Origin of the sequence: Streptomyces gobitricini (assembly GCF_039532985.1) — a bacterium.
Classification (GTDB): Bacteria; Actinomycetota; Actinomycetes; order Streptomycetales; family Streptomycetaceae; genus Streptomyces; species Streptomyces gobitricini.
In genome coordinates this window covers 25,890-50,137 of the sequence record NZ_BAAASR010000016.1, presented here as the reverse complement: position 1 = coordinate 50,137, position 24,248 = coordinate 25,890, and the positions used below count along the sequence as shown (strand labels likewise).

20 protein-coding genes and 1 pseudogene are annotated in these 24,248 nt (G+C 71.2%); 10 read left to right on the top strand and 11 right to left on the bottom strand.

Annotated elements, in window-relative coordinates; genetic code table 11:
* The first annotated feature begins 263 nt into the window (after nucleotides 1-263).
* Both ABD347_RS14545 and ABD347_RS14540 read left to right on the top strand, forming a co-directional pair.
* Nucleotides 264-941 carry a response regulator transcription factor gene (locus ABD347_RS14545; protein ID WP_344360978.1) on the top strand — a complete coding sequence of 226 codons (678 nt, stop codon included), beginning with the start codon at nucleotides 264-266 and terminating at the stop codon, nucleotides 939-941.
* 9 nt (nucleotides 942-950) lie between these two features.
* Nucleotides 951-2,228: an ATP-binding protein gene (locus ABD347_RS14540; RefSeq protein ID WP_344360975.1), complete on the top strand. Its 1,278-nt coding sequence runs from the start codon at nucleotides 951-953 to the stop codon at nucleotides 2,226-2,228.
* Nucleotides 2,229-2,233: 5 nt separating this feature from the next.
* On the opposite strand, the gene ABD347_RS14535 is transcribed toward ABD347_RS14540, so the two are convergent.
* Entirely contained in the window at nucleotides 2,234-2,758 is a 525-nt protein-coding gene (locus ABD347_RS14535) for a GtrA family protein (protein WP_344360974.1), read from the bottom strand.
* 138 nt (nucleotides 2,759-2,896) lie between these two features.
* Here ABD347_RS14535 and ABD347_RS14530 point away from each other — a divergent pair, with 138 nt between their 5' ends.
* The 4 genes from ABD347_RS14530 (at nucleotide 2,897) to ABD347_RS14515 (ending at nucleotide 7,561) form a co-directional block, all read left to right on the top strand.
* A complete protein-coding gene (locus ABD347_RS14530) occupies nucleotides 2,897-4,015 on the top strand; it encodes a 5-(carboxyamino)imidazole ribonucleotide synthase (protein ID WP_344361286.1) in 1,119 nt (372 codons plus the stop codon).
* 4 nt (nucleotides 4,016-4,019) lie between these two features.
* The gene (purE, locus tag ABD347_RS14525; protein ID WP_344361284.1) at nucleotides 4,020-4,544 is read left to right on the top strand and encodes a 5-(carboxyamino)imidazole ribonucleotide mutase; all 525 of its coding nucleotides are present in this window, start codon (nucleotides 4,020-4,022) and stop codon (nucleotides 4,542-4,544) included.
* Nucleotides 4,541-5,731, top strand: coding sequence for a dipeptidase (locus ABD347_RS14520; RefSeq protein ID WP_344360973.1), 1,191 nt, complete (start codon nucleotides 4,541-4,543; stop codon nucleotides 5,729-5,731). The genes purE and ABD347_RS14520 overlap by 4 nt, the downstream gene beginning before the upstream one ends.
* A gap of 756 nt (nucleotides 5,732-6,487) precedes the next feature.
* A complete protein-coding gene (locus tag ABD347_RS14515) occupies nucleotides 6,488-7,561 on the top strand; it encodes a dipeptidase (RefSeq protein WP_344360972.1) in 1,074 nt (357 codons plus the stop codon).
* A 50-nt stretch (nucleotides 7,562-7,611) separates the two neighbouring features.
* Here the strand turns inward: ABD347_RS14515 and ABD347_RS14510 are convergent, their stop codons facing one another.
* Nucleotides 7,612-7,992 (bottom strand): VOC family protein, encoded by a 381-nt coding sequence (locus ABD347_RS14510; RefSeq protein WP_344360970.1) that lies wholly within the window; start codon nucleotides 7,990-7,992, stop codon nucleotides 7,612-7,614.
* Nucleotides 7,993-8,037: 45 nt separating this feature from the next.
* Complete coding sequence (locus ABD347_RS14505; protein ID WP_344360969.1) at nucleotides 8,038-9,381, bottom strand: UDP-glucose dehydrogenase family protein; 1,344 nt, start codon at nucleotides 9,379-9,381, stop codon at nucleotides 8,038-8,040.
* Nucleotides 9,382-9,561: 180 nt separating this feature from the next.
* On the opposite strand from ABD347_RS14505, the gene ABD347_RS14500 reads away from it, so the two are divergent.
* Nucleotides 9,562-10,719, top strand: coding sequence for an acyl-CoA dehydrogenase family protein (locus ABD347_RS14500; RefSeq protein ID WP_344360968.1), 1,158 nt, complete (start codon nucleotides 9,562-9,564; stop codon nucleotides 10,717-10,719).
* Nucleotides 10,720-10,919: 200 nt separating this feature from the next.
* On the opposite strand, the gene ABD347_RS14495 is transcribed toward ABD347_RS14500, so the two are convergent.
* Complete coding sequence (locus ABD347_RS14495) at nucleotides 10,920-11,279, bottom strand: tyrosine-type recombinase/integrase (RefSeq protein ID WP_344360967.1); 360 nt, start codon at nucleotides 11,277-11,279, stop codon at nucleotides 10,920-10,922.
* On the opposite strand from ABD347_RS14495, the pseudogene ABD347_RS14490 reads away from it, so the two are divergent.
* Nucleotides 11,278-12,366, top strand: a pseudogene (locus tag ABD347_RS14490) (XRE family transcriptional regulator). The gene ABD347_RS14495 and the pseudogene ABD347_RS14490 sit on opposite strands and share 2 nt — an antisense overlap.
* 236 nt (nucleotides 12,367-12,602) lie before the next feature.
* Here the strand turns inward: ABD347_RS14490 and ABD347_RS14485 are convergent.
* Both ABD347_RS14485 and ABD347_RS14480 read right to left on the bottom strand, forming a co-directional pair.
* Nucleotides 12,603-13,262, bottom strand: a complete 660-nt coding sequence (locus ABD347_RS14485; RefSeq protein ID WP_344360966.1) for a hypothetical protein — start codon at nucleotides 13,260-13,262, stop codon at nucleotides 12,603-12,605.
* A gap of 101 nt (nucleotides 13,263-13,363) precedes the next feature.
* Nucleotides 13,364-14,605, bottom strand: coding sequence for an LCP family protein (locus ABD347_RS14480; protein WP_344360964.1), 1,242 nt, complete (start codon nucleotides 14,603-14,605; stop codon nucleotides 13,364-13,366).
* A gap of 119 nt (nucleotides 14,606-14,724) precedes the next feature.
* Between ABD347_RS14480 and ABD347_RS14475 the strand changes: the two genes are divergently transcribed.
* A complete protein-coding gene (locus ABD347_RS14475) occupies nucleotides 14,725-15,261 on the top strand; it encodes an acyl-CoA thioesterase (RefSeq protein WP_344360962.1) in 537 nt (178 codons plus the stop codon).
* A 345-nt stretch (nucleotides 15,262-15,606) separates the two neighbouring features.
* On the opposite strand, the gene ABD347_RS14470 is transcribed toward ABD347_RS14475, so the two are convergent.
* On the bottom strand, nucleotides 15,607-17,121 hold the full coding sequence (locus ABD347_RS14470; RefSeq protein WP_486388595.1) for an LCP family protein: 1,515 nt from the start codon (nucleotides 17,119-17,121) through the stop codon (nucleotides 15,607-15,609).
* 123 nt (nucleotides 17,122-17,244) lie between these two features.
* Between ABD347_RS14470 and ABD347_RS14465 the strand changes: the two genes are divergently transcribed.
* Nucleotides 17,245-18,273, top strand: coding sequence for a glycosyltransferase family 2 protein (locus tag ABD347_RS14465; RefSeq protein WP_344360957.1), 1,029 nt, complete (start codon nucleotides 17,245-17,247; stop codon nucleotides 18,271-18,273).
* Nucleotides 18,274-18,277: 4 nt separating this feature from the next.
* Here the strand turns inward: ABD347_RS14465 and ABD347_RS14460 are convergent, their stop codons facing one another.
* The 4 genes from ABD347_RS14460 to ABD347_RS14445 all read right to left on the bottom strand — a co-directional run bounded on the left by ABD347_RS14460 (nucleotide 18,278) and on the right by ABD347_RS14445 (nucleotide 24,215).
* Nucleotides 18,278-19,975: an LCP family protein gene (locus tag ABD347_RS14460; protein WP_344360955.1), complete on the bottom strand. Its 1,698-nt coding sequence runs from the start codon at nucleotides 19,973-19,975 to the stop codon at nucleotides 18,278-18,280.
* Nucleotides 19,976-20,003: 28 nt separating this feature from the next.
* Complete coding sequence (locus ABD347_RS14455) at nucleotides 20,004-21,779, bottom strand: LCP family protein (protein WP_344360953.1); 1,776 nt, start codon at nucleotides 21,777-21,779, stop codon at nucleotides 20,004-20,006.
* A 233-nt stretch (nucleotides 21,780-22,012) separates the two neighbouring features.
* Nucleotides 22,013-23,101, bottom strand: coding sequence for an LCP family protein (locus ABD347_RS14450; RefSeq protein WP_425575656.1), 1,089 nt, complete (start codon nucleotides 23,099-23,101; stop codon nucleotides 22,013-22,015).
* A 361-nt stretch (nucleotides 23,102-23,462) separates the two neighbouring features.
* Nucleotides 23,463-24,215, bottom strand: coding sequence for a TIGR03089 family protein (locus ABD347_RS14445; RefSeq protein WP_344360948.1), 753 nt, complete (start codon nucleotides 24,213-24,215; stop codon nucleotides 23,463-23,465).
* Nucleotides 24,216-24,248 lie beyond the last annotated feature (33 nt).

The window sequence follows — 24,248 nt, the reverse complement described above, 5'->3', positions numbered from 1 at the left end:
CCGGCCGGGCCGGCCTCACGCAGAAAGAGACCCTTGGCGCGTAGTGGGCCAAAGGTCCCCGGATAGTGCATCAGGCGTCTCGCCACCATACGACACGACAGGGCGGCATATGGAAGGACTTGAGAGATGGATCACAGGTGTCGCTGGAACCATCCACCCTGTTTCCAAGGTATTCCGCTGGATGGCATCCCATACTCGCAGGGCATGTTGATCATCGTGCGATCCCCCGGCGCTGTCCGCGCGGCGCGGACTACCATCACCACATGACCCGTGTACTGCTCGCCGAGGACGACGCATCCATCTCGGAACCGCTGGCCCGCGCCCTGCGGCGGGAGGGGTACGAGGTCGAGGTCCGGGAGGACGGACCCGGCGCGCTCGACGCCGGGCTGCGGGCCCACGTCGACCTGGTCGTCCTGGATCTCGGGCTGCCGGGGATGGACGGGCTCGAGGTGGCGCGGCGGCTGCGGTCCGACGGGCTCACGGTGCCGATCCTGGTGCTGACGGCCCGCGCCGACGAGGTCGACACCGTTGTCGGGCTGGACGCGGGCGCCGACGACTACGTCACCAAACCGTTCCGCCTCGCCGAGCTGCTCGCCCGCGTCCGGGCCCTGCTGCGGCGCGGCGCCAGCGAGCCCGCCCAGGCCCCCGCGACGCACGGCGTGCGCATCGACGTCGAGTCGCACCGCGCCTGGATGGGCGACGAGGAGCTCCAGCTCACCGCCAAGGAGTTCGACCTGCTGCGGGTCCTCGTCCGCGACGCCGGCCGGGTCGTCACCCGTGACCAGCTCATGCGCGAAGTGTGGGACACCACCTGGTGGTCGTCCACCAAGACCCTCGACATGCACATCTCCTGGCTGCGCAAGAAGCTCGGCGACGACGCCGCCAACCCCCGCTACATCGCCACGGTCCGGGGCGTGGGCTTCCGCTTCGAAAAGAGCTAGGTACGCACCGTGCGCCGCCGACTGATCAACTCCACCCTCGCGGTGGTCCTCGTCGTCATCGCCGTCTTCGGGGTCTCCCTCGTCATCGTCGAGACGCGCACCATCAGCAGCAGCGCCCAGGAGAGCGTGGACTCCGAGGCCGTCCGGCTGGTCAGCATCGTGGAGAGCCGGCTCGTCGGCGGGGAGCCGGTCAACCCGGGGATCCTCGCCCAGCAGAGCGGCGCCAAGCGGTACGCCCTGATCGAGATCCCCGGCCGCGCCCCGATCGAGATCGGCGAACGGCCCGAGGGCAGCGTCATCCGCGGCAGCGCCGACGGCAAGCGCGGCGAGAAGGTGATCGTCGAGGAGTCGCGCTCCAGCGTGACCCGCGAGGTCGGCCGCACCCTGCTGATCATCGGCGCGGTGGCGCTGCTCGCCGTGATCGCCGCCGTCCTCCTCGCCGTACGGCAGGCCAACCGCCTCGCCTCACCGCTCACCGACCTCGCTGAGACCGCCGAACGGCTCGGCTCGGGCGACCCCAGGCCCCGCCACCGGCGCTACGGGGTGCCGGAGCTGGACCGGGTCGCCGACGTCCTGGACGCCTCGGCCGAGCGGATCGCCCGGATGCTCACCGCCGAGCGAAGGCTGGCCGCCGACGCCTCGCACCAGCTGCGTACGCCGCTGACCGCGCTCTCCATGCGGCTGGAGGAGATCTCCGAGACCGACGACCCGGCCACCGTCAAGGAGGAGGCGCACATCGCGCTCACCCAGGTGGAGCGGCTCACCGACGTGGTCCAGCGGCTGCTGACCAACTCGCGGGACCCGCGGACCGGCTCGGCGATCGCCTTCGACCTCGACGAGGTCGTCAAGCAGCAGCTGGAGGAGTGGCGGCCGGCCTACCGCAACGTGGGGCGGGCCATCGTCCGGTCGGGCAAGGTCGGCATGCGGGCCGTCGGCACCCCGGGCGCGGTCGCCCAGGTGCTGGCCGCGCTGATCGAGAACTCGCTGATGCACGGGGGCGGCACGGTCGCCCTCCGCACCCGCGTCACCGGCAACCAGGCCGTCGTCGAGGTCACGGACGAGGGGCCGGGCGTACCGCCCGACCTTGGGGCGCGGATCTTCGAGCGGACCATCAGCGGCCGCAACTCCACCGGGATCGGCCTCGCCGTCGCCCGTGACCTCGCCGAGGCGGACGGCGGACGCCTGGAACTGCTCCAGCAGCAGCCGCCGGTCTTCGCGCTGTTCCTCAGCCGGGAGGCGCGCAGCCGCAAGGAGAAGAACCCGCACGCACCGCCGACGGTCCGCTGACGCCGCTAACGGCGGGGAGCGACCGGCTCGGCGGCCGGTTCCGGCTCGTGCCGCCGCTGCTCCAGGAACGATTCGGCGCCCGGCACGGTCTCGTGGCCGGGCAGCGTCCGGAACACCCAGGTGCGGTAGGACCAGAAGCGGAACAGCGTGGCCACACCGATGCCGAAGAACTTGAAGAAGTTGTTCTGCAGCGGGCTGTCCCACCCGAAGCCGTACGTCGCGGCGTACAGCACACCGTTCTCGATGACCAGCCCGACCAGGCTGAACAGCAGGAACAGCGTCAGCTCCTTCGTCCGGCCGCTCTTGTCGCGGTCCCGGTAGGTGAAGTAGCGGAAGCCCACGTAGTTGAACGCGATGGCGACGACCGTGGCGAGCAGGCTGGCCCGGACGACCGGGATCTCCGTGGTGTGACGCAGAAGGTTGAAGACGGCCATGTTCACCAGCAGGCCGAGGCCGCCGACGAGACCGAATTTGGCCATCTCGCGGAAGAGCTGGTCCAGCCGCACCCGCAGTGCGCCTCGTTCACTCATGGTGATCTTTCAGCCCCGTCCGGTCGATTCGGTCAACCAACCCATGCTAACCACCCGCCCGGGACCCCGCTCGGGGACGGCTACGGCCCGGCCACCCGGGCCGGATACCCTAAGAGGGTGACGTTCCCGGTAGTAGGCATGGTGGGCGGCGGTCAGCTGGCCCGGATGACACACGAGGCGGGCATCCCCCTCGGCATCAAGTTCAAGCTCCTCAGCGACTCCCCGCAGGACTCGGCGGCCCAGGTGGTGAGCGACGTCGTCATCGGCGACTATCGCGACCTGGGCACGCTGCGTGAGTTCGCACGCGGCTGCGACGTGATCACGTTCGATCACGAGCACGTACCGACCGAGCACCTGCGGGCCCTGGAGGCGGACGGCATCCCCGTCCGGCCGGGGCCCGACGCGTTGGTGCACGCCCAGGACAAGGGCGTGATGCGGGCGAGGCTCGACGAGATCGGCGCCCCCTCCCCCCGCCACCGCATCGTGGCGGACCCGGCCGACGCGGTGGCCTTCGCCGCCGAGACCGGAGGGTTCCCGATCATCCTCAAGACGGTGCGCGGCGGGTACGACGGCAAGGGCGTGTGGTTCGTACGCTCCGAGGACGAGGCCCGCGACCCGTTCCTGGCGGGCGTGCCCGTCCTCGCGGAGGAGAAGGTCGACTTCGTACGCGAGCTGGCGGCCAACATCGTCCGTTCGCCGCACGGCCAGGCCGTGGCGTACCCCGTCGTCGAGTCGCGTCAGGTCGACGGTGTCTGCGACACGGTGATCGCCCCGGCGCCCGGCCTACCGGCCGACCTGGCCGGCCAGGCGCAGGAGCTGGCGCTCCGCATCGCGAACGAGCTGGGTGTCGTCGGCCACCTCGCCGTCGAGCTCTTCGAGACGCGCGACGGCCGCATCCTCGTCAACGAGCTGGCGATGCGGCCCCACAACTCGGGCCACTGGACCCAGGACGGCGCGGTCACCTCGCAGTTCGCCAACCACGTCCGGGCCGTCCTCGACCTGCCGCTCGGCGACCCCCGTCCGCGCGCGCCGTGGACCGTCATGTGCAATGTGCTCGGCGGTGACTACCCGGACATGTACCAGGCCTACCTGCACTGCATGGCCCGCGACCCCCAGCTGAAGATCCATATGTACGGCAAGGACGTGAAGCCCGGCCGCAAGGTGGGGCACGTCAACACCTACGGCGACGACCTCGACGACGTGCTGGACCGCGCGCGTCACGCCGCCGGCTACCTGCGAGGAACGATCGTTGAGTAACCCGATGGACACCCCGCTCGTCGGCATCGTCATGGGCTCCGACTCCGACTGGCCGGTGATGGAGGCCGCGGCCGGGGCCCTCGACGAGTTCGAGATCCCCTACGAGGTCGACGTCGTCTCCGCGCACCGGATGCCGCGCGAAATGATCGCGTACGGGGAGCGCGCCGCCGGCCGCGGCCTGAAGGCGATCATCGCGGGCGCCGGCGGCGCCGCGCACCTGCCCGGGATGCTCGCCTCGGTCACGCCCCTCCCCGTCATCGGCGTACCCGTACCCCTGAAGTACCTGGACGGCATGGACTCCCTGCTGTCGATCGTCCAGATGCCCGCGGGCGTCCCCGTGGCCACCGTCTCGGTGGGCGGCGCGCGCAACGCCGGCCTGCTCGCGGCCCGCGTCCTCGCGAGCTCCGACCCCGAGCTGCTCGCCCGCATGGCCGACTTCCAGCAGGAGCTGAACGACCAGGCCACGGAGAAGGGCAAGCGGCTGCGGGCGAAGGTCGAGGGCTCGGCCTCGTTCGGTTTCGCCAAGTGACGGCCGGCCGTTTCCGGGACGAGGCGCGCGAGCTGCTCGCCTCGTACCCCGTGGTGGACGGCCACAACGACCTGCCGTGGGCGCTGCGCGAGAACGCCGGCTACGACCTGGACCGCCTCGACGTCGGGGTGGACCAGACGGGCCGGCTCCACACCGACATCCCCCGGCTCCGGGCGGGCGGGGTCGGCGCCCAGTTCTGGTCGGTGTACGTGCGCGGCGGCATGGCCGGCGACGACGCGGTCAGCGCGACGCTGGAGCAGATCGACTGCGTCGACCGGCTGCTGGCCCGCCACCCGGCGGACCTGGCGCCCGCGCTGACGGCCGACGACATGGAGGCGGCGCGGACCTCGGGACGCATCGCCTCGCTGAAGGGCGCCGAGGGCGGCCACTCCATCAACAACTCGATGGCCACCCTCCGCGCCCTGTACGCGCTGGGCGTCCGCTACATGACGCTCACTCACAACGACAACGTGCCCTGGGCCGACTCGGCGACCGACGAACCGGGCGTCGGCGGCCTGTCCGCGTTCGGCCGTGAGGTCGTACGGGAGATGAACCGGCTCGGCATGCTGGTGGACCTCTCGCACGTGGCCGACACCACGATGCGCGACGCCCTCGCCACGTCCGAGGCGCCGGTGATCTTCTCCCACTCCTCCGCGCGGGCCGTGTGCGACCACCCGCGCAACATCCCCGACGACGTGCTGTCGCTGCTCCCGGCCAACGGGGGCGTCGCCATGGTCACGTTCGTCCCCAAGTTCGTCCTCCCCGCCGCCGTCGACTGGACCCGGCGGGCCGACGAGAACATGCGGGCGCACGGCTTCCACCACCTGGAAACCACCCCCGAGGCGATGCGCGTCCACGCGGCCTTCGAGGAGGCGAACCCCCGCCCCGTCGCCACCGCCGCCACGGTGGCGGACCACCTCGACCACATGCGCGAGATCACGGGCATCGCCCACCTCGGCATCGGCGGCGACTTCGACGGCACCGCGTTCACGCCGGAGGGCCTGGACGACGTGTCGGGCTACCCGAACCTGATCGCGGAGCTCCTGCACCGGGGCTGGTCCCGCGCCGACCTGGCGAAGCTCACCTGGCAGAACGCGGTTCGTGTGCTCCGCGACGCGGAATCCGTGGCGCGTTCCCTCTCCGCCCGCGCCCCCTCCACCGCCACGCTCGCGTCGCTGGACGCCTGACCTCCGGCGAGGAGAGGCGCCCACCGGTGGGGGCGCCTGTCCGGGCGCCCCGGCGGGTGCGGCGTCTGTCGGCGCGGCGCGGCGCCTGTCCGGGCGTCCCGGCGGGTGCGGTGTCTGCCGGCGCGGCGCGGCGCCTGTCCGGGCGTCCCGGCGGGTGCGGTGTCTGCCGGCGCCCCTGGCCGGTGCCCGGTTGCCTGCCGGTGGGTGGTGGGGGCTGGCAGCCGATCTCCGTTCGGTCCGGTCCGCGGCCGGTGCCCCTGGCCGGTGCCGGTCGGTGGCTGCCGGTGGGTGGTGGGGTGTGGCCCCTCCGGGCTCGCCTCCTCGGGGTCGGCGGCCTTGGGTTACGACAGTTGGGAGCCCGTCCGTTGCCGCCAACCCCTGCGGGGGCGACCCTGCACGGCCCCACCCCGGTCGTATGCCGTCTGCGGGCCGGATCTCGCCACGGCGAGGAACTGTGTGGCGTACGGCGTGGAGGGGCCGTGGAGGGTCGTCCCCGCTGGGGGTCCCCCCATGCCTCCGGCGTAGGGGGAGGATCGGCGGCGAGTGACGGTCACCGGGGCGGGTGGGTGCCCCGCCGACCGCGAGGAGGTGAGCCCGGAGGGGCCCGACCCTTGCCCACCGGCGGAAACCGACCCGGGCACGCGCCGCACGGCGCCCCTGTCGTCACCCGAACGCAGTACGTCGCCGCGACCTCCGTACCCGTGCGTGCCACCGTGGCCCTGTCGGCTCGTCGTCCGTCCGTAGCGGAGCTCCCCCATGGCAGACCTTCAGGACCACCCCTGTGCGGCACCCTCCGCGATCGGTGAATTCGACGACACGGCCGACAGGCTCGCCGAGGCGACCACCCCGGCCGAGGTCGACATCGAGCGGGCCCGCGTCCTGCTCGCCGCGCAGCTCGTCGTCGACGGCCACAACACCCTCGCGCAGGAGCTCGACCACACGCACTGGCACGACCTCCAGCACGGCTCGGCCCTCCTCGACACCGACATCCCCCGCATCCGCGCCGGCGGCGTCGGAGCGCAGTTCTGGTCGCTGTGCGTACCACCGGGCCCCGCCGCCGTGCAGGACACACTGGACCGAATAGACGCCGTCCGCACCCTCATCGCGTCCTGCCCCGAGGCCCTCCGGCTCGCCCTCACCGCCGCCGACATGGTCCAGGCCCGGGACTGCGGCCGCATCGCCTCCCTCCTGGGACCCGTGTCGGGCGCCGCCCTCGGCGACTCGCTGAGCACCCTCCGCGCGTACCACGCGCTCGGCGTCCGCAGCGTGGGCATCGCCGGTACGCGCTGGACCGCCGACCCCGCCGGCCTGACGCCGTTCGGAGAGGAGGCGGTCCGCGAGATGAACCGCCTCGGGGTCCTCATCGACCTCTCCGGCGCCTCCGAGGCCACCATGGACCGGGTCCTGGACGTCTCCAAGGCGCCGGTCATCCTCTCCCACTCGGCGGCCCAGGCCCTCACCCCGCACCGCGCCAACGCCCCCGACGACGTCCTGCGCCGCCTGCGCGTCAACGCCGGCGTCTGCATGGTCAGCTTCGCTCCGGACCAGGTCACCCGCCGCGCCGACCAGCCCGCCACCCTCTGGGACGTGGCCGACCACGTCGAGTACGTCCGCGAGGTCGCCGGACCGGAGTGCGTCGGCCTGTCCGGTTCCTACGGGTTGACCGCCGACGCGCCGCACACCATCGGCCTGGAGGACGCGTCCTCCTACCCGAACCTCATCGCGGAGCTGCTCCACCGCGACTGGTCAGAAGCCGACATCGCGGCTCTGACTTGGGGCAACGCGGCCCGGGTCGTCCGCGAGGCGGCGGACGCCGCACAACCCGCCTAGGCCCCGCCGCCTCGCGCCCCGCCCAGGTCCGCCGCGCTCGGGAGCGGCCGTTATGCCCGGCACAGGCAGAACGGATGTCCCGCCGGGTCCGCGTACACCCGGAAGTCCCGCTTACCCCCGTCGTCGTCGACGTCCAGCGGCCGCGCGCCCAGCGCGAGGACCCGCTCCTGGGCGGCGTCGATGTCCTCGACGTCCAGGTCGAGATGGAGCTGCTGGGCGTTCCGGTCGGCCCGCGGCCACTCCGGCGGGCGCAGGTCCGGCGCCTTCTGGAAAGCCAGTCGCTGCCCGCCCGGCAGGTACAGGTCGATCCAGCGGCCGTCACCGGTCTGGTCGTCCCTCACCTCACCGCCGAGGATCGCGGCGTAGAACTCGGCGAGCCGACGGGGTTCGGGACAGTCGATCGCGGTCAGCGTGAGCGTCGCAAAAGCCATGGCCTCCGGGTGCCCGTGCGGCGCCCCGCCATGCCTTCCGCCGGGTCAGGCCCGGGGCCGGCCCATCGCGCGGAAGGTCCAGCCGGCCTCACGCCAGCGCTCCGCGTCCAGGGCGTTGCGGCCGTCCAGGATGACCCGGGCCGCCGCGACCTCACCCAGCTCCGCCGGGTCCAGCTCGCGGAACTCGCGCCACTCCGTCAGGTGCAGCACGATGTCCGCGCCCCGTACCGCGTCCACGGCGGTGTCGGCGTACCCCAGCGTCGGGAACAGCCGCCGCGCGTTATCCATGCCCTTCGGGTCGTACACCGTGACCTGACCGCCCTGGAGGTGGATCTGACCGGCGACGTTCAGCGCGGGCGAGTCCCGTACGTCGTCCGAGTCGGGCTTGAACGTCGCGCCCAGCACGGCCACCCGCTTGCCGAGGAACATGCCGTCGCCCAGGGCCTCGCGGGCCATGCCGACCATCTGGCCCCGGCGCCGCATGTTGATGGAGTCGATCTCGCGCAGGAACGTCAGCGCCTGGTCCGCTCCCAGCTCGCCCGCCCGTGCCATGAACGCCCGGATGTCCTTGGGCAGGCAGCCGCCGCCGAAGCCGATCCCGGCCCGCAGGAACTTCGCACCGATCCGCTCGTCGTACCCGATCGCCTCCGCGAGCTTGACCACGTCACCGCCGGCGGCCTCGCAGACCTCCGCCATCGCGTTGATGAACGAGATCTTCGTGGCCAGGAAGGAGTTCGCGGCGGTCTTCACCAGCTCCGCCGTCGGGAAGTCGGTCACCACGAACGGCGACCCCTCCTCCATGGGAGTGGCGTACACCTCGCGCAGCACCTTCTCCGCCGCCGCGCTCTCCACGCCCACCACGATCCGGTCCGGGTGCAGCGTGTCCTTCACGGCGAAGCCCTCGCGCAGGAACTCCGGGTTCCACGCCAGCTCCGCGTCCGCGCCCACCGGGGCCCGGTCGGCGAGGAGCCGTGCGAGGCGCTCCGCGCTGCCCACCGGCACGGTCGACTTGCCGACGACCAGCGCGGGCCGCCGCAGGTGCGGGGCGAGCGAGCCGAAGGCGGCGTCGACGTACCGCATGTCGCACGCGTACTCACCGTGCTTCTGCGGCGTGTTCACGCACACGAAGTGGACGTCGCCGAACTCACCGACCTCCTCCCACGAGGTGGTGAAACGGAGCCGCCCGGTGGAGCCCTCGATCCCGGCGACGTGCTTGCGCAGCAGCTCCTCGAGCCCCGGCTCGTACATGGGGACGCGGCCCGCCGACAGCATCTCGATCTTCTCGGGGACGACGTCGAGCCCGAGCACCTCGAAACCGAGCTCCGCCATGGCCGCCGCATGGGTGGCGCCGAGGTATCCGGTGCCGATCACGGTGATCTTGAGGGCCATACGGTGCTCCATTGACGTACGGGAGGGAGTGCGGGCCCGAGCATAGTCGGGCCCGGCGCCGGGCACCGTTCCTGCGTGACGGGCGCTGTCGTCAAACTCACGTATGCCTGGCTCGGCCCGTCCCACTAAAATTCGGGTTACTTAACGGTAGTTAGCAGCAGCCCAGGGGAGTGAGAGAAAGTGGCGGGAACGCCTGACTTCGATCTGTACCGCCCGTCCGAGGAGCACGACATGCTCCGGGACACCGTCCGCTCGCTCGCCGAGGCCAAGATCGCGCCGTACGCCGCCGCGGTGGACGAGGAGGCCCGCTTCCCGCAGGAGGCCCTGGACGCGCTCGTCGCCTCCGACCTGCACGCCGTCCACGTACCCGAGTCGTACGGCGGCGCGGGCGCCGACGCCCTCGCGACCGTGATCGTCATCGAGGAGGTCGCCCGCGTCTGCGCCAGCTCCTCCCTGATCCCGGCGGTCAACAAGCTGGGCTCCCTCCCGGTGATCCTCTCCGGCTCGGAGGACCTCAAGAAGAAGTACATGACCCCGCTCGCCAAGGGCGACGGCATGTTCTCGTACTGCCTGAGCGAGCCCGACGCGGGCTCGGACGCCGCCGGCATGAAGACCAAGGCGGTCCGCGACGGCGACCACTACGTCCTCAACGGCGTGAAGCGGTGGATCACCAACGCCGGCGTCTCCGAGTACTACACGGTGATGGCCGTCACCGACCCGACCAAGCGCTCCAAGGGCATCAGCGCCTTCGTCGTGGAGAAGTCCGACGAGGGCGTCTCCTTCGGCGCCCCGGAGAAGAAGCTCGGCATCAAGGGCTCCCCGACCCGCGAGGTCTACCTCGACAACGTCCGCATCCCCGCCGACCGCATGATCGGCGAGGAGGGCACCGGTTTCGCGACCGCGATGAAGACGCTGGACCACACCCGCATCACCATCGCGGCCCAGGCCCTCGGCATCGCCCAGGGCGCCCTGGACTACGCCAAGGGGTACGTCCAGGAGCGCAAGCAGTTCGGCAAGCCGATCGGCGACTTCCAGGGTGTGCAGTTCATGCTCGCCGACATGGCGATGAAGATCTCCGCCGCCCGCGCCCTCACCTACCAGGCAGCCGCGGCCTCCGAGCGCGGTGACGCCGACCTCACCTACCTGGGCGCGGCGGCGAAGTGCTTCGCCTCCGACATCGCCATGGAGGCCACCACGGACGCCGTCCAGCTGCTCGGCGGCTACGGCTACACCCGTGACTACCCGGTCGAGCGCATGATGCGCGACGCCAAGATCACGCAAATTTATGAAGGCACGAACCAGGTCCAGCGCATCGTCATGGCGAGGAACCTTCCCTAGCAGGGTTTTTGCAGGTCAGCTGCCCTATTGGGTGGTCTTGGAGGCGTGATCGGCTTCCGGTCCGTTCGGGTCCGTTCCGGGGCGTTCTTGGGCGTCATGCTGGGGAAATCCTGGGCTGATGCTGGGCTAGCTACGGCTTCTGACCTGCACAAACACAGCGGCCCCCGGCGCGATGCCGGGGGCCGTTCGTATGGGCCGGGTCAGGCGACTTCGGCCCGCTCCGTGGGGTCGTCCGCGCCGGGCGTGAGCATCGTTGCGATGGCTGCCCGGCCGCGCTGCTCGGCCCCCTCGAAGATGTAGTGGTAGTGCTCCCTGAGCACATCGGTGCTGCTGTGGCCCATCCAGTCGGCTACGTCGTTCTCCGGGACGCCCGCGTACAGCAGACGCGACCCGTAGTAATGCCGCATGGAGTGCGGCTTGCAGTACGCCACCTCTGACTTTGTCAGGGCCACAAGCCAGATTTGCCGGTAGAAGTACGAGGCGTACAGGTAGCCGGTCCGGGTCACGTTGGGGAAGAGGAGCCGTTCCGGCCCCCAGAGCCCATGGTTCTTAGACGTCATCTCATTTGGTGAGTCTGCGGTAGCACATGAGGAGGCACGTCTGGCGGACGCGATCAACGAGGCTTTCGGAACCAACCTCAACCGGGAGTACGTGAGCCGCTGGGAGCGTTCCAAGGTTGCACCGGGATCCTTCTATCTCCGGTGCCTGTCGGCCGTCCTGGACGTGCCCCTAGCGGTCCTGGAGGGTGAAGTGAAGCGCCGTACGTTCCTGTCTGACGTGGCAGCCACCGCGATAGCGCCAGTCGTCGCCTCGGATCTCCTGAGCGCTGGTTTCGCCGCTCGGCTTCATGGTGGCCCATCCGTCGACGACTGGGAGGGGAAGCTAGCCAATTACGGGACTGAGTACATGAGCCTTGGTGCGGCCGACATCCAGCGGCGGATCTCCGGCGAACTCGTCGTCGTCCAGCAACAACTGGACACCCCGCAACTTTGGTCCGTGGCAGCCCGCCTCATGACCTTGTATGCGAAGACCTTTCCCGGTTCGGACGGCGTCAAGGCGGTCAGCTGGTATCGGATGGCAGCCGAGGCCGCAGACCAATCGGGCGACGATGATGCCCGTGTGTGGGTACGCGGTCGCGCGGCTATCGCACTCGGCTATGAGGGGGCCGCTTTGGGCGTCGCCGACCTCCTCGCCGATCAGGCGATGGCGATCAGTGAGAAGCCGTCCCTCGGACTCCTCAACGCCATCATGGGCAAGGCGCACGCCGCAGCACTCAGGGGCGATACCAAGACCGCGCGGAAGCTTATGGACGACGGGCGCCGAGTGTTCGACAATGCGGGGTCGTACGAGCAGACATCGGACTATGCGGTTCCCTGGTAGCGCATGAACGTCTTTGTGTCCTTGCTAGCAGCCCGCCTCGGTGACGAAACGACAGCGGTCGATGCTCAGGAAGCGGCACGTCGAGAGCTGCCGGATTCGCTGCCAAGGTTCGCGACCCACCTGGAGATGCACCGGGGGTTGATGCTCGCCCGCTCAGGGGACAAGCGCGGAGGAACTGCCTACGCTCGCGCGGCCCTGGACGCGCTTCCGCCCGAGAAGCACTCACTGACGCTGAGGCTCCTCATGGCCGAGGTCGAGCAGTCCTAACGGAAGGTGATCATGGGGGAATCCTGGAGAGGGCCCTTCCTGGAGGGTGTCTGTGCAGGTCAACGCGGTGCATGCTGTAAAGCACGCAGATCTACGAGGGCACCAACCAGGTCCAGCGGATCGTCATGGCCCGCAACCTGCCGTAACCACGGCACCCCCCCCGCGACCGCACCGCGACGGCCCCCGGCGATCCGCCGGGGGCCGTGCGCGAACTCCGGGGGCGAGCCGTCGACGCGTCACGTCCAGGCGGCGTAGACGGAGAAGGCCCAGCAGGCGCCCGCGAGCCAGGTCATCCAGGGATGGGCCATCCGGGCCCGTACCGTACCGGCCGCCGGCCGCAGGTGCGGGTGGTGGACCAGTATGGTCAGCAGGTCGGCCCGCTCACCCGCGCGGTCCGGTACCCACGCGAGACGATGGACCCACGGCAGTGCGGACGGTGCGGTCACGACGTGCTCGTCCGCGTGACGGCCGGAGACGACGAGGAGCAGCTGCCCCGCGTTCCCCGCCTCGATCCGCTTGATCCGCTGCCACGGGAGCGACCGGGTCGTCCACCCCGTCCGCACGCGTACACCGTGCTGGTCGACGGCGGCGCTCCAGTTGGCGGCGGCGCAGGCGAAGTAGGCCCACAAGAGAGGTACTCCGGCCTGGAGAGCCAGCCACTCCAGCCCGCCGAGGAAGCCCGGCTCGGCGGGCGGGCCGAGCCGGCCGTACTGAACGATGTGGGCGCAGAGCAGGAGCGCGGCGATCCAGCCCGTCCATCCCGCCCGCCACACGAGGGGGCCTTCGACGGGCGACATGGTCGCCGCCCGGCGCGCCAGCCTCTCCAACCGCTCGGCCTGCGCCTGCCGCTCCGCGCGCCTGCGCTCCCGCTTCTTCTCCCTGGTCGCCTTCCGCATGGTGCACAGTCAGCCACGGCGGCGGGCCGGGCCGCGTCTGCCCGGACCGGCACGGTCGGGACCGTGCCCTTGCCGGAGCCCGGCAACAGGGGCGGGGCCGGTCACTTCTCCGTGACGGTGACCTTCTCGTCGTTCTGGATCTGCTGGACCAGCTGCCGCACCTTCGCCCTGTCCCAGACCAGGTTGCCGCCGCGGGTGCCGTTGACCGGCATGTTCATCGACGTACCGTCGCCGCCGCTGATGCCCTTCATCGCGAAGAACATCTCGCCCAGGTCGAACAGCGACATGTCCTTGTCGACGATCAGGGTGTCCAGGCCCGCGCCCAGCGTCGGGTAGAGCTGGAACGGGTTGAGGATCGTGCCGGGCGTCGCCGCCTGGCTCGCCAGTGCGGAGAGGAACTTCTGCTGGTTCTTCGTCCGGGCCAGGTCGGACTCGGCGAAGGCGTACCGGGTGCGGACGAAGGCGAGGGCCTGCTCGCCGTTGAGGGTCTGCTTGCCGGCCTGGAAGTCGGCGCCGGACTTCTTGTCCTTGAAGCCCTTCTCGATGTTCATCTCCACACCGCCGAGCGCGTCGACGATGTTGGCGAAGCCCGCGAAGCCGATCTCGGCGTAGTGGTCGATGCGCAGCCCGGTGTTGTGCTCCACGGTCCGCACCAGCAGCTCGGGACCGTCCTCGGCGTACGCGGCGTTCAGCTTCACGCGGCGGCCCTGGGCGGGGAAGGCCTTGCCGGACTCGGAGCCGACGAAGGAGGGGATCTCGACGTCGGAGTCGCGGGGCAGCGAGATCATGGTGTTCCCGCTGCCGCAGGACGCCAGGATCATCATCGAGTCGGTCCGCTTGCCCTCGGCGGAACCGGTGTGCAGCTTCCTCTTCTCCTCGGCCGTCATGCCCGCACGGCTGTCGGAGCCGACGATCAGGTACGTCGTGCAGTCGCCCTCCTTGGGGCGGTCGATGACCTTGGCGAGGTCGACCTCCCGGCGCATCTTGCCGTCGGCCCAGAAGTACGTGCCGATCGTCGTGCCGAGCACGGCCACCAGGACCACGATCGACCCGACCTTGATGCGGCGGCGCCAGTCGGGCGCCGGCCCGGGGGCGCGGATCGATCCGCGGTCGGCCCGGCCGCCGCCACGGCCGCCTCCGGCGGGGCTGCCGTAGACCTGCCCGGTGTTGTAGCCGCTGTCGTACCCCTGCGACTGCTGCTGGGGGACCGGCGGACGCTGCGGCGGCGCGGAGGGGCGCTGCACGTGCCGCATCACCCGGGCGCCCTCGGGCTGGGCGTCGGCGCTGCCACGGCCGTACCGCGCGTTGCGGTCGCCGCTCCATCCATCGGGCCAGTCGTTCATGCGGACCAGTGTGCAGCCCGCTCCCGGGAGCCCGACAGGGTGGGTGGGGAATCGGGCCGGGGCTGTAGCGAACCTGATGCAATGAGGGGCGGGACGGACTCGGGCATAGGGTGGAGGGCATGACAGATCAGGCCTCCGAGCTGCGGGGAAAGCCCACCTCGGCATCCCGCACCACCCTCAGCCACATCATGACCGGCAGTGACACCAACCTCCTCGGTACGGTGCACGGCGGTGTGATCATGAAGTTGGTGGACGACGCGGCGGGCGCCGTCGCGGGCCGCCACTCCGGCGGGCCGGCGGTAACCGCGTCCATGGACGAGATGGTCTTCCTGGAGCCGGTCCGCGTGGGCGACCTGGTCCATGTGAAGGCACAGGTCAACTGGACCGGCCGGTCCTCCATGGAGGTCGGCGTCCGGGTCCTGGCCGAACGCTGGAACGAGTCCACGCCCGCGACCCAGGTCGGCTCGGCGTACCTGGTCTTCGCCGCGGTCGACGCGGACGGCAAGCCGCGCAGCGTCCCGCCGGTCGTCCCGGAGACCGAGCGCGACAAGCGCCGCTACCAGGAGGCGCAGATCCGCCGCACCCACCGCCTCGCCCGCCGCCGCGCGATCAAGGAGCTCCGCGAGAAGCGCGCGGCGGAGGGCATCGACGACTGACCCCGGCCGCCCCCGGCCCCCGGCCCGCACCCGGCATCCGGGCCGGGGTGGGGCCGTGCAGGGTCGTCCCCGCAGAGGTCGGCGGCGCCGCGTGGGCTCCCCTTCGCGGGACCCGGGACCGCCGGCCTCGAGGAGACGAGCCCGGAGGGGCCCCGCCCCCCACCCACCGCCCTCCTCCGCACCGGGCCCGGGCCCCCGCGCCCGCACCGGCCCCGAGCCGCCCACCTCCGCACCGGGCCCCCGCCCCCGCACCGTGCCCGCCCGACCGGCGGCATCAGGCGGCGGCAGGCGGCATCAGGCGGCATCAGGCGGCATCAGGCGGCGGCAGGCGGCGGCCAGGCGGCGTCAGGCGCAGATGACCTGGTCGCCGGTGACCGCGCCGAACTCGCCCTGGAAGGCGTTCTCCGCGCGCACCGGCAGCACGCCCCGGAAGTTCGTACCGGCCGTGACCTTGAACAGCGGGCCCTGACCCGGCACCGGGCGGAGCTCGCAGCCGGGGAGCGCCGTGGCAAGGGAGCGCGCCGAGCGGTCCCAGCGGGGGTCGAACCAGACGATCGTGCGGGCCACGTCACGCCGCGGCCAGTTCAGGGCGGGCGCGCTCGTCCGGAAGCCGGTTCCGCGCAGGGCCACGTCGAGCCGGGCGCCCAGCCCGTGCACCCGCGTGCCGTTGTAGACCTGCACCCGGATCTGCTGCGGCGAGACCTCCACGAGCTTCTTGCGTACCGTGCTGCGCGGCACGAACGGGGCCAGCGGCTTGTCCGCGCGTACCGCCGCGAACAGCCGCTTCGCCTTCACCGGGTCCCACTTCACCGTCGAGCCGATGCCCTTGACGGGGAAGCTGGTGTCGCTGACCGGTACGGAGGTGAACTCCGACGACGCCGCCGTGAAGCCCCGCATGGCTTTCGCCAGGGACAGCATCTGCTCCGCGCCGAAGCCCTGGTCGGCCCGTACGGAGCTCAGCATCGAGGCGATGACCTGCTGGAACCGCACCGGGTTGAGCATGGTGCCGTTGCTGGTGGCCTGGTCGATCAGGGCCGCCATGAACCGCTGCTGGCGCTGCATGCGTCCCAGGTCGGACGCCCCGTCGACATGGCGGGAGCGTACGTACTGAAGGGCGGCCCCGCCGTCCAGCTTGTGCGTGCCGGCCGGCAGGTCGAGCCCGGTGTACGCGTCCTTCATCGGCTTCGCGGTGCAGATCTCCACGCCCCCGATGGTGTCGACGGTCTTCATGAAGCTGATGAAGTCCAGTTCCAGGTAGTGGTCGATCTTGACGCCGGTCATGTGCTCGACGGTCCGTACGGTGAGGGTCGGCCCGCCCTCGGCGTAGGCGGCGTTCAGCTTCACCGGGTGCCGCTGGTGGCGCCTGCCGGTGGTGGCGTCGGTGTGGGGCGGGATCTCGGCGTAGGAGTCGCGGGGGAGTGACACCATGCTGGCGCGTTTGTGGTCGGCGGAGATGTGCACCAGCATGATCGTGTCGGTGCAGCGGCAGGGCGCGCCGCCGAGCCGGTACTTCTCCTTCAGCTGAGGCGTGATCTTGTCTCGCCCGTCGGTGCCGACGACCAGGATGTTGGTGCCGTGGCCCGGAGCGGGGCGGTTCTTCATGTCCTTGAAGGGGTCGACCCGGCCGATCTCGGTGTCCAGGCTCGTCACGATCGCGTGCCCGATGCCGCCCGCCGCGAGGACCAGCACCGACAGGGTGGTGGCCATCCGCATGCCCCACCGGGACCGCTCGGGGCGGCTCCGTTTGTCGGGGTTCCCCCGCCGCTCCGGTCGCACGGTCGGCGCCGCCGCCGGGGCCCGTCTCGGCCGGCCGGGGGCGGGCGGCCGGTGAGGGTCGGGGCGGCGGGGCGGCGTGGGCACGAAGGACACCTCCGCGGGCGGCTGGGGGGAATAGTGAGCACAGTAGGCCCATACGATCAGCGACCGTCCGCGCCACCCGGGCGGCGCGCATCGGTGTCCCCCGTTCGCGGTAACGTGGCGCCGATGAACGCCACGCCCCCGCCTCCGCCCCCGGTCTCCGTGATCATGCCGGTCCTCAATGAGGAGCGGCATCTGCGCGCCTCGGTCCGTCACATCCTCGAGCAGGAGTACGACGGCGAGATGGAGGTGGTGATCGCGCTGGGTCCGTCCACGGACCGTACCGACGAGATCGCCGCCGAACTCGTGCGCGAGGACGGGCGGGTCCGCACCGTGCCCAACCCCACCGGGCGCACGCCCGCGGCGCTGAACGCCGCGATCAAGGCGTCGCGTCACCCGATCGTGGTCCGGGTCGACGGGCACGGCATGCTGTCGCCGAACTACATCGCGACGGCCGTCCGCCTCCTGGAGGAGACCGGCGCGCAGAACGTCGGCGGCATCATGCACGCCGAGGGCGAGAACGACTGGGAGCACGCGGTGGCCGCCGCGATGACCTCGAGGATCGGCGTCGGCAACGCGGCCTTCCACACCGGCGGCGAGGCGGGCCCGGCGGAGACCGTCTACCTGGGCGTGTTCCGGCGCGAGGCGCTGGAGCGGCAGGGCGGCTACAACGAGGAGTTCATCCGCGCCCAGGACTGGGAGCTGAACTTCCGTATCCGCGAGGCGGGCGGGCTGATCTGGTTCTCACCGGAGCTGAGGGTCCAGTACCGCCCCCGGCCGAACGTGCGGGCGCTGGCGAAGCAGTACAAGGACTACGGCCGCTGGCGGCACGTCGTCGCCCGCTACCACCAGGGCTCCATCAACCTCCGCTACCTCGCCCCGCCGGCCGCCGTCTGCGCGATCGCCGCGGGCGTCGTCGTGGGCGTGACGCTCACCCCGTTCGGCTTCGTCGTCCCGGCGGGCTACCTGGCGGCCATCACCGCCGGCTCGGTCCCGGCCGGCAAGGGCCTGCCGCTGAAGGCCCGCGTCCGGATCCCGGTGGCGCTGGCGACGATGCACATGTCGTGGGGGTACGGATTCCTCACGAGCCCGCGCTCGCTGGCGAAGAAGGTCATCGCCAGCCGCCGCCCGGCGGTCGTGCGGACGGCGGCGTAGCGGCTCACCAGGTGAAGGCGGGGTCGACCGTCATACAGCCGGACTGGTCGGCCCTGCTGGTGTTCGACCCGGGTGGCTTCCCGCTGCTCCGGGGCTTCGGGTAGGTGTCGCCCTCGCGCCAGTCGGCGCCCACGACCAGGGTGATGCCCTGGACCTGGTCGGACTTCTGCACCGAACCGGCCGGGATGCCGAGCGACGTGGCGACGGCCCGCGCGTCCCCCTCCAGGTCCGCGCTCGGGAACCGGACGACCGTCTTGGCCTGCCGCGGGGCGGCCGTGTCGGCCCTGGCCTGGGCGTAACCCTTGGCCGCCAGCAGTCCGGCGACCGTGGTCGCCCGCCCCTGGGCGGAGCCCAACCGGTCGGTGTAGGTGCCGTTCTGCACGGTCACCTCCGTCTCGGCGGGCGCGGCGGCCGCGTCCTTGGAGGCGGTGGGCGTGGCGCGCTTGGAGGGCTTGCCGTCGAGCGGGATGTCCTCGCGGATCATGCGGAACAGTTCCTCGGCCTCACCGGGCGTCGGCTCGACCTTGCCGGGCCTGCGGGTCGAGTAGAAGTTCGGCATCGTCGTCATGCTGATGCGGCTGGTCGGGACGCTCTTGAGCTGCTCGGCCACGTCGTACAGCTTGCCGATGGTGTCGAGCCCCTTGTCCACGGTGAGCGCCTCGGTGGCCGCCTCGGCGAGCTTGCGCAGCTTGTTCGGGTCGGTGAGCTTCGCGTTCCTGCGCAGCTCGCGGACCATCGAATTCATGTACATGTGCTGCGCCTTGGCGCGCTCCAGGTCGGTGCCGCCCACCCACCCGTACCGGGTGCGCAGCCATTCGAGCGCCTGCTCGCCCTTGATGGCGTGCGTGCCCTTGGGGAGTTTCAGGCCGGAGCCCTTGCCGTCACTGGTCCGGGACTCGATGTTCTTGTCGACGCAGACGGGTACGCCGCCGATCGCGTCGGCCATCGACACCACGCCCGCGAAGTCGATCATCATGAAGTGGTCGATGGGGATGCCGGTCAGCTCGACCCAGGTGGCCACGGTGCAGCCCGGACCGCCGCGGTCCAGCGACTCGTTGGTCTGGGCGAACTCCCGCGCCGCGTAGACCTCGCCCTTGCTGTCCCTGCACTCCGGAATCCGCAGCATGGTGTCGCGCGGCATGCTGACCACGGAGACGTTGCTGCGGTCGGCGGAGAGGTGCACCAGCATCTGCACGTCGGCGAGCGGGGGGCCGTCGAAGGTGTCCCTGCCACCGCCCAGCGCCTGGTTCTCCTTGGAGTTCCGGGCGTCCGAGCCGATCAGCAGGATGTTCAGGGGGGTCTGGCCCGCGGCGTTCGGCTGGTGCTGGGGCATCCTGTTCTTGCCGAGCGTCAGGTCTTCCTTCTTGATCCTGCCGTTGAGGTTCTCGTAGTAGAGGTACCCGGCGCCGGCCGTCCCCAGTATCAGCAGCGACAGCACGGAGGCACTCCACCGGAGCACCCGCCGCTTGCCGTTCCGGCCCCCGCCGCCCTTGCCGGAGCGGCGCTGTCCGCCGCCACCGCCACGACGGCGGCTCCGGCCGCCGTCCACAGCCGCACCGGCCGTCGCGGGCCGTGCCGGTCTTGCCGGATCCTCCGTGTCGCCGGACGACGCGTCGTCGTGACGGCCTTCGTCCCAGCCGCCGTCACGGGCGTGCGGAACGCGATCCCGCGTTCCCTCCCCACGCACGCTGCTCTGTCCCACCCAGGTCCCCCTGTCGCTCAGGCGTTCGTCATTCGGCGCACACCTGTTTGTCCGCCACTACCTGCTGCACACCCTCCGGCGCCTTCGCCGGACCGGTGATGGGCACCCCTGCGCCCTTGAAGTCCCCGCCGAGGGTGAGCTTCATCGGCTCCGTCTCCCCGGCGGCCCCCGTCCCCTGCTTCAGCGCCGTGGCGGGCAGACCCATCAGGTCCGCGAGCTTACGTGCCTGGTCGGCCTGGTTCGGCGCGAACTCCAGCGTCGTCTTCGCGATCTCCTGCGGCGCGTTGCTCCTGTTCGAGGACTTGGAGACACCCTGGTCGTTCTGCAGCCAGTTGATGGTCGCCTGCGCGCCGCCCGTCCTGCCACTGCCGTTGTACACGTCCACGCGCACCTCGGAGGCTTCCGCCCGCGCGCCCTTGAGCAGCGCGGCCTGGGCGTTCTTGGCGTCCTTCTCCTTCTTCTTCACCTCGGTGAGGGAGATGTCGTTCTGCAGCATCGAGAAGAGCGGCCGGGCCTTCGCCTCGTCGACGACGACGGTGGCCTTGACCGCCTCGGCGGGGTTGTCGACGACGGGCAGGGTGGTGAAGGTGATGTTCTTGGGGTCCACCTTGGCCAGCTCCATGCCGAGGTCCTGGAGCTTCTTGATGCTCCCTATTCCCGTGTCGACCGTGAGCGCCTCGGTGGCCGCCTCCGCGAGGTCCACCATCTTGGACGGGCTGGAGAGGGTCTCGCTCGACTTCATCTTGCGGATCATCGAGCTGAGGAACTGCTGCTGCGTCTTGATCCGGTCCAGGTCGCTCTCGTTGCCGAACGCGTGCCGCGTGCGTACGAAGGCCAGGGCGTCCTCGCCCTCGATGACGTGCTTGCCCTTGGTGAGCTTCAGCTTCGACTGTTTGTCGTCGACGTCCTTGGCCACGCACACCTCGACGCCGCCGATGGCGGACGTCAGCGTCTTCACCGCGTTGAAGTCGGCCATCATGAAGTGATCGACGGTCACGCCGGTGATCTCCGTGACCGTACGCATGGTGCAGCCGGGGTCGCGGCCGGTCTGGCCGAGGCTGGTGTTGAACCGGACGCCGCGCTGGCCCGGGATGACCTTCGTGCCGTCCGGCGTCTTGGTCTCGCAGTCCGGGATGTCGGTCATCAGGTCCCGCGGGATGGACATCGCGGTGGCGTTCGTCCGGTCCTTGGAGACGTGGAAGAGGATCGTGGTGTCGGCGTGCCCCTCGCTGTTCTTGTCGCCGTAGCCCTCGTTGCCCTCGCCGGTCCGCTTGTCCGTGCCGATGACCAGGATGTTGATGGCCTGGTCCTTCTTGAAGCCGCCGCTGCCGGCGCCCGCGATGTCGACGGTGCTGATGTTGGAGTTGAGGTGCTCGTAATAGGCGTACACCGTGATGGCGAGGGCCGTGACGACGCCGGCCGTCACGCCGCTCGTCCACACCAGGGCTTTCTTCTTGCGGGACTTCTGCGGCTTGCGCTTGCGCCGCCCCGCCGTCTGGGGTGTCCCTCCGCCGCTGCCCGGCCCGTCCGGGGCGCCGGGTGCGCGGCGCCTGCGCTGGCCGGGGACGCCGGCCGTTCGGCTTCCGGCCGAGGACGCCGGGCCGCCCGCGCCCGAGGTCCTCGGGGAGGGCTTTTTCGCAGTGGTGGCGCCGCGGTGGCCGGGGGTGCGGGACGGCTGCGACGACGGCGCCGAATGCCCAGCGGAATGGTCCAGTCGCAGTTCGTAGTTACCGGTCTGCGGGTTGAGCACCCACTGGTCGGCGGGGTCGATGTCGTCCGCCCGTCCACGGCTGTGCGCGTCCACGGTTGCTTGAGTCCTCCGTCGGTGCCACGCGAGGCGCCTCCCCCCAGGCGCTCGGTTCCACGATCCTTGAGTGCGCGACCTCGCGGCCGGCTGCACCGGATCGCGTCACACTATCCGCCCAGTTCAGCGCGGGGCGACGCCCGTGACAAATTCCACGCCCCTTACAAGGGGGCAATCCGCCCAATCCGCATGGACTGCGGTGCTGTCCTTGGCCTTCGCTTTACTCGCGGCCCTCATCCGCAGGCGCCGACGGCGGCGTTCGTGCCGGTGAAGGTCGGCGCCGCGGAAGGGCTCGCATCCCTCTTGTGCCTGTTCGATTCCGCAGGCTCCTCGCTTCCGGACTCGTTCTGCCCGTCGCCGGGCACGACCACGACGGGTTGGTCGTCGCGCAGACGCTTGAACAGGCTGTTCGCCCGGGGCTGTACGAGTTCGTCGCGGTTCGGGTTGTTGCGGTAAGGGCGTCGGGGAATGGTGAGGAACTGCACTTTCTCGGTCGGTACGCTGCGCAGCGCGCGCGACAGGTCGTACAGGTCCTTCAGCGAGTCCAGCCCCGGGTCGGTGGTGACCGACCTGGTGGCCGCGTCCAGCACCGGGTAGAGGCGCGCCGGGTTGAGCAGCACCCCGTTGCTCTGCACCTTGTTGACGAGCGCGCCGAGGAACTGCTGCTGACGGTCCATGCGTTCGGTGTCGCTGCCGTTGCCGAGGGATTTACGGGCCCTCACGTAACCGAGGGCCTGCTCACCGTTGAGCGTCCGCGCACCCGGCTTCAGCCTCACCCGCGCGTCGGGGTCGTCGATGGGCTCCGTGACGCAGACCCGTACGCCGCCGACCGCGTCCACCATGTCCTTGAAACCCCGGAAGTCGATCACCACATGGTGGTCGACGCGGATGCCGGTCAGCTTCTCCAGCGTACGGACCGTGCAGGCGGTACCACCGAACTCGAACGCCGAGTTGAACTGGGCGAACCGCGGGGGCGTGCGGGAACCGTCGCGCTTGCGGCAGCTCGGGACGCGCACCATCAGGTCGCGCGGCACGGACACCGCCGTCACCCCGCGCCCGCGGGCGGCCAGGTGCAGCAGGATGGTCGTGTCGGAGCGCTGGGTGCCCTTGTCGCGGCCGTACCGGGCGTTCTCCTTGCCCGCGCGGGTGTCGGACCCGATCAGCAGGATGTTCCGCGCGTCGCGCACGAGGGCGCTGGGGCGCTCCTTGGCGTACCGCTCCAGCTCGGCGGCGGCGGAGGTGTCGGTGGTGATGTTCTCGTCGAGCTTCTTGTACAGCCACCATCCGGCCCCGGCCGCCGCGAGCACGGCGATCGCGCCCACGAAGGCGATGACCCGCAGACCGCGGGACCGGAAGCCGGACCCGACCCGGACCCGGACCCGGACGGGGGCCGGGCGCCAGGGGCGCGCACCTCCCGCCCGCCGCCGGGGCTCCCCGCCGCTCCCTCCGCCCCCGGGCGGGTGGGCCCCGCCGTCCGCCGGCCGGCCGGACGGGGCGTCACCGGCTGGGGTACCGGGACCGGACGCCCCTGCTGGGGGATCCGGCTCCGGGGGCGTACCAGCGCTGTCCGTCACGTCTGCCGTCCGTCCTTCGTACGAGGCCGAGGGGTGTGTGACGATCATCCATCGCGGACGGTGCCCGAACCCGGGGGACTCGGCGCGCCATGCGCCGGACGGGTGGACTTCACACCAGAGTGCTGGTGATCCGCTCGCTCTCGACCCGCTTCGCGAGCCCCTCCGGCGACAACCGTTCCAGGTTCCGGCACAGGACGACGGACGCGCCGCCCGCCAGCGGCGCGTACAGCCCCGCCGACAGGCCCTCCCACGTGTCGTACGGCAACGCCGACAGCAGCCGCGCCCCGCCCGCCAGGCCCAGCCGCCGCGCGTCCGCGCGGCCCCGGTCCACCAGTTCCGCACCGGTCAGCTCCGTACCGCCCACGGCGAGCGCCGGCGCGGCCGGGTCCACCGGGACGTACGGGGCGAACACGTCCCCCTGGCCCGGCACCTCCACCGCGTAGTCGTCGTACCCGGCCGGCGGGGACGGGAAGCGGCGCCCCAGCGGCGCGAGGGACAGCGCGAGCCGCTCGCCGGGGCAGGCCAGGCCCTCTTCGAGCCGGTCGGGCCCGGCGACGACGTGGTCGGCGGCGGCGGGGTCGCCGCCGAGGTCGGCGACGACACCCACCGAGGAGCAGGCGACCAGCCAGACGGCGGTCTGCCAGTGAGCGGGCAGCAGCAGCGCGACCCGCTCGCCCGGCTCGGCGGACAAGCCGTCCTGGAGGAGGTTGGCCGTCTTGGCCACCCAGTTGGCGAAGGTGGCCACCGACAATTCGACGCGTTCACCGGTGGCGTCGTCGTAGTAGGTGACCAAGGGGCGGGCCGCGTCCGAGGCGAGAGCGGATCGCAGCAGGTCGGCGGGGGTACGGTCGCTGGCATTCACGCGCGCCAGGGTACGCGCGCGGGGCGGGCGGGG